This is a genomic window from Stygiolobus sp. CP850M (genome assembly GCF_037389425.1).
GTDB lineage: Archaea > Thermoproteota > Thermoprotei_A > Sulfolobales > Sulfolobaceae > Stygiolobus.
The window spans coordinates 1-4,754 of record NZ_JBBHKR010000003.1; the positions used below are offsets into that span (position 1 = coordinate 1).

The window sequence follows — 4,754 nt, forward strand, 5'->3', positions numbered from 1 at the left end:
AAGAAGGAAGATGATCTATTCAGCTTGGGAAACGGCAAAAGAGTATTCTTGGTATAAACATGGTGAGAGGTTATTAGAACTAATGGAGAAGGTGTAGCTACTCCTAAAAACCCTATAAGGGCTCTCCCATCATTCTCGCCATCGGTTCGAGTTTTTATTTTCAATAATGTGGTCTTCCCTTAACCATTAGGAGCTATGATACCGTAGATTAAATTTTCGTCTAAATTGAGTGTAAAGTCGTTGAAGACTCTAGTCCAGCATAACTTTTTGAAATTTTCTCCTGATCGATAACTTCCATTATAAGAACCTCTTATTATACTTTTAAAGTATTTTTCTGTTTAATAATGTCAATTTCTATTAAAAATTCTTGTAACATTATTTGTGATTCCTTAATATGAACGGTCTTTACATCTAAACTTCAGAGTTAAAGTTATAGGACTATTTCTAATATAAAACAGTTTTCCATTTAAGAAAATTTTACGAGCCATTTTCCCACATTAAAGTTCAAGAAAGATAACTCGAATAATAAGCGTCTTCTTACATTAATTCCTTTTGTTCAAATAAACTAGGAACACCATAATTAACACAAGTAAGTATACTACCAGTGTGTAATAGTATTGGAGAAATAACGATAGGTTTCCTTCAAGTAAAGCTTTAATTACATTGGCCGTATCGGCAGTGTAAATATAACTTAATATTGTACCCCAAGGTGATGGTAGTAGCGAAGCTGGATAAAATATAGGTGGGAAGATCGAGATTACATATGAGAAGACTGTGGAAAAAGTCGTCGCTATTGTATATTCACTCACGGTAGCGACGACTAAGGCTGAGACGAACCCGGATATAAGTGAAGCTGTAATAATTACGAGTAATATTAGGAGGATTGTTAAAAAATGTGTAGATGAGAAGAGTGTAATCATTATTACACCTGGCATAGTAGTTAGCACTACCACTGTTATTAGTGCTAAGCTGTATTCAATTATTGATGGTCCTAAAGATCGTATTATCGGGTAATAGTTGTAAGCCTTATCCATACCTAACCAAGCTGTAACGGAACTAATTACGTATGTCGTGGTAAATAACACTAATAGCCCTGACAAGAACAAGTAAAAGTCTTGAGAGTTTACTAACTTTGATAAGCTAAAATATAGGCCTAAAGGGTATATTACGTCATAGAATATTATGGTGACTATGTTCCTTATTCTTCCTTGTCTTTTAATAAAAAGTTCTACCAGTGCGCTAAACTCAGTTATTCTTTCTGAAAAACTCATAATACAGTTCCTCCAGTGTAGGTTTCCTTATTTCAATGTTGTCTTTATTGGAGGAAATAAACTTGGTAATTTCTCCTTTCTTTATAAAGTGCTTTTCATTTCCGATTTTCACTACGTATATATCGTCATTAAACACTTTCCTCACTAAGTCTTCTTTAGAGCCGTCGAACAGGACTTTTCGATTGAACAGAATTACTCTATGCGCTAGTATCTCAGCCTCTTCTAAATAATGGGTAGTTAATATTATACCCTTTCCCTCTCTACCTAGGTCCCTTAACATTTCGTGGATTAATTTTCTAGAATCTAAATCAAGACCGACGGTAGGTTCGTCTAATATTAAGTATTTAGGTTCTAAGATTAAAACTGAGGCAAGCATTACTTTCCTCTTTTGACCCCCTGATAGTTTATTTACTCTCTCGTTTGGGCTAAGACCGAATTCCTTTATTAATTTCATTATCTCTTCGTCTGTACTTCTAACACCCCTAATTTTCCCGAACAATTTTATATGGTCGTAAACAGTAAGGTTGAATATAGGCTCACTGTCTTGGGGCATCACCCCTAGTAATTTCTTAGCTGCTCTTTCGTTAGGCTTGAAAGCATCAATTAAGATCTCGCCCTTATCAGGTTTTAAATCGCCATATATTTGCCTTAATAATGTAGTTTTGCCAGCTCCGTTAGGACCAAGAATCACTAATATCCCTCGGTCAAAAGAAAAAGTCACGTCTTCATTAATTACTCTTCCCTCTAGATATTTAACCACATCTCTGACCGTAATCATCTTAACTTTCCCTTAATGAATTCTAGCGATTTATTATAAATTTCGTCATCATTTAGTATCTCATTACACAATTCACAGATATTTATATATTTTTTACCTGAGTATTTTTTATCTAACTTTAATTCCTTTAACAACCTTGATGGTCCCATTAATGTGAGCAGCCTTAGGAAATAATTTCTGTTTAAAAGTGATATTAATTGTTCGTCCAGATTTCCTAACTTACCGTATTTAGTTATTTCAGTACCATTACAACATGGATAAATTCCATTAGGAGTTATCGTTAAATTTAAGGAGTCAAAACAAGCACCACTTGGTAGATTATACTCTCCATAAAATTCTTCTCTATTAATATTTGATAACGCCCTACCTAATCTTAGTACTGGCGATGATATTATGGTCACTCCTAGTAATTCATTGCCTAGAAGTTTATATAAATCATATATGGTATAAGACTTGCTTGTAAGATATCTTATAAAGAAATTTACATTATATTTTCTAAAGTTATGTAAAATTTTTAGAATATTTTCTTTACTCCAGAATTTTAAATGATATGGTGTCAGACTTAACTCGATCTCATCAACTTTTAACTCCTTCATCTCTTTTACTTTATTCTCATTTAGAGCCCAATTACCGTTAGTAACCAAACTTACGAAGTATCCTAGAGACTTAGAAAACTTAATTAATTCTGTTAGTTCATCCCAAAATAACGTTGGCTCACCGCCAGCTATGTGAATTTTCTTATCTATAAATGATAAGCTTAGAGATTCCTCAAGAATTTGTTTAACTTTACTAAGCTCTAGTTTATCATTCCTTTTTGGAGAGGAACTTACATAACAATGATCACATAAGAAATTGCATTTGTAAGTAAACTCTATTACTATTCCTTTAAAATGCCAATATCTAAAACTGTTGTTAAGACCTACTGTTTCATATAATTGATAGATCTTTTTAGCAGCTTCTAATGAGATTATATCAGTTAGTTTGCCCTTAAATTCTTCATAAAATGGGTTCTTGTATACTAAATATAGGTCATCCGAAATCCTTTTCAATAATCTAAAATTTTTATCTGGCCAATAATTTTTATCATCTACTAGAATAATTTCAGATATGTTATTATTTAATACATCTGATGCGAGAAGCTTTTCTAAGTCAGACTCCTCAACTGATTTCAGATCAATTATAAAGTAAGCGTAATTAAACAGTCTTGGATTGGATAAAGACACGATTCTTTTAATGGCTTCAATATCGTATTTCTTAGAAATCATAAAGACAAATTCAATTTTGAATCCTCTAAAGATTTTTATTTTTGATATTTTTAATAATATGTTATTTAAAGACTTAATATCATTAAATTCAATAATATCATTTGAGTCATATAATATATATAATCCAAATATTCTATTGTTTTGTAATATATTTTCTAACTCATTATAATATTTTAAAAGATCCTCAAATTTTATAGCTATCAAGGCGAAATCATTCAGCATAGAATTAGAAAAATCATCAATTAGGTAAATCATTATTACTCCCGTAATAGAATTTATTCTATGAAAGGTGGCTTAGTATTTATTGTAGATGTAGTTGGATCTATTCTAGGTATTAAATATATTAACTCTTCTTTACCTAAGATATCTAGCACTATATTCGAAATTTTCTCTATGTCAGTATCGCTTTTCATGAAATAGTATAGTTCCGAGAATATTTAAATCTTTTTTCAGATTCTCTTCCATAGGAAGGTTTAAAGAATGAATTTTATAATGATGATATGATCAATAAAATTAACATTTTATTTTTGCTAATTGGTTGAGATAAGTTAAAACTTATTTATTTCTACAAAATGCATTTAATTATCAGTATTTAGTGGAAACTAATGTAATATACTCCAATCCTTGATTATTAACTAGCTTCTTTAACATTTCCCTTATTTTTTGCTTTTAAACAAAAATCTGCAGAATCTTTCTTAGCAAAAGAACTATAAACAAGTAACGCTTATACAATGTGACGAGCTGCTGATAACCTTAAACATCGTCATAATTAAGCGAAATAACGTATTGTAAACCTTAATATTTGTATGGAAAGATTAGGGGTAAGACAGAGAAATAACATGTGTTAATTTCTAGTAAGAGTAAATCTGCTATTTTCTTTTTCTTTCTATTATTTGAATGTTAAAAAGTATCTCTTAGTTAATGTTATGAGCTACCACCATTTTTTACGTATTTTAATGACCAGTCTAAGAATTATTATCACAGACATATCACGGTATGAATAAGAAATTCGAACTTTTATTGTGTATTAAAGTCAAAATTTCGTTCATGTAATTTATTTAGTTTACTAAAATTATTTTCTTTTTCCATTTTTACAGTCAATTCTTCAGAATTTTTTATGATGTCTATTCCGAAATCTTAAACATTGATTAGACTTTTACGTTAAATTATTAAAAACTGCCTAGGTTTGAAAATATACTCTTCAACGTTAGACAAGTTTATAAGGGTTGAAAATTAAATTGTTTTTATGAGAAGGTTAATAGTACTAATACTAGTGTTATCTACCTTTTTTTCCATTTTTATTTCATTAAACAGTCTAAGTTATATAGAGCCGTATTATGTAGTAAATTTACCACCAGACTATTATGATTGTATTTACCAGAACGTGAGTAATGGTCTTTTCACCGTATATTACTCAACAGCACCTATATACTTCGTTAT

Annotated in this window: 5 protein-coding genes; 1 reads left to right on the top strand and 4 read right to left on the bottom strand. The window is 30.3% G+C overall.

Annotated elements, in window-relative coordinates; translation table 11 throughout:
• Nucleotides 1-542: 542 nt before the first annotated feature.
• From WIW89_RS00035 to WIW89_RS00050, 4 genes are read right to left on the bottom strand one after another with little or no spacing between them, the layout of a single operon-like run.
• The gene (locus tag WIW89_RS00035; RefSeq protein WP_337719259.1) at nt 543-1,271 is read right to left on the bottom strand and encodes a hypothetical protein; all 729 of its coding nucleotides are present in this window, start codon (nt 1,269-1,271) and stop codon (nt 543-545) included.
• A complete protein-coding gene (locus WIW89_RS00040; protein ID WP_337719260.1) occupies nt 1,246-2,049 on the bottom strand; it encodes an ABC transporter ATP-binding protein in 804 nt (267 codons plus the stop codon). The genes WIW89_RS00035 and WIW89_RS00040 overlap by 26 nt, the downstream gene beginning before the upstream one ends.
• Entirely contained in the window at nt 2,046-3,569 is a 1,524-nt protein-coding gene (locus WIW89_RS00045; RefSeq protein ID WP_337719261.1) for a radical SAM protein, read from the bottom strand. The genes WIW89_RS00040 and WIW89_RS00045 overlap by 4 nt, the downstream gene beginning before the upstream one ends.
• A gap of 20 nt (nt 3,570-3,589) precedes the next feature.
• Nucleotides 3,590-3,727, bottom strand: a complete 138-nt coding sequence (locus WIW89_RS00050; RefSeq protein WP_337719262.1) for a hypothetical protein — start codon at nt 3,725-3,727, stop codon at nt 3,590-3,592.
• Nucleotides 3,728-4,560: 833 nt separating this feature from the next.
• Between WIW89_RS00050 and WIW89_RS00055 the strand changes: the two genes are divergently transcribed.
• On the top strand, nt 4,561-4,754 hold a 194-nt coding region (locus WIW89_RS00055), incomplete at its 3' end, for a hypothetical protein (protein WP_337719263.1).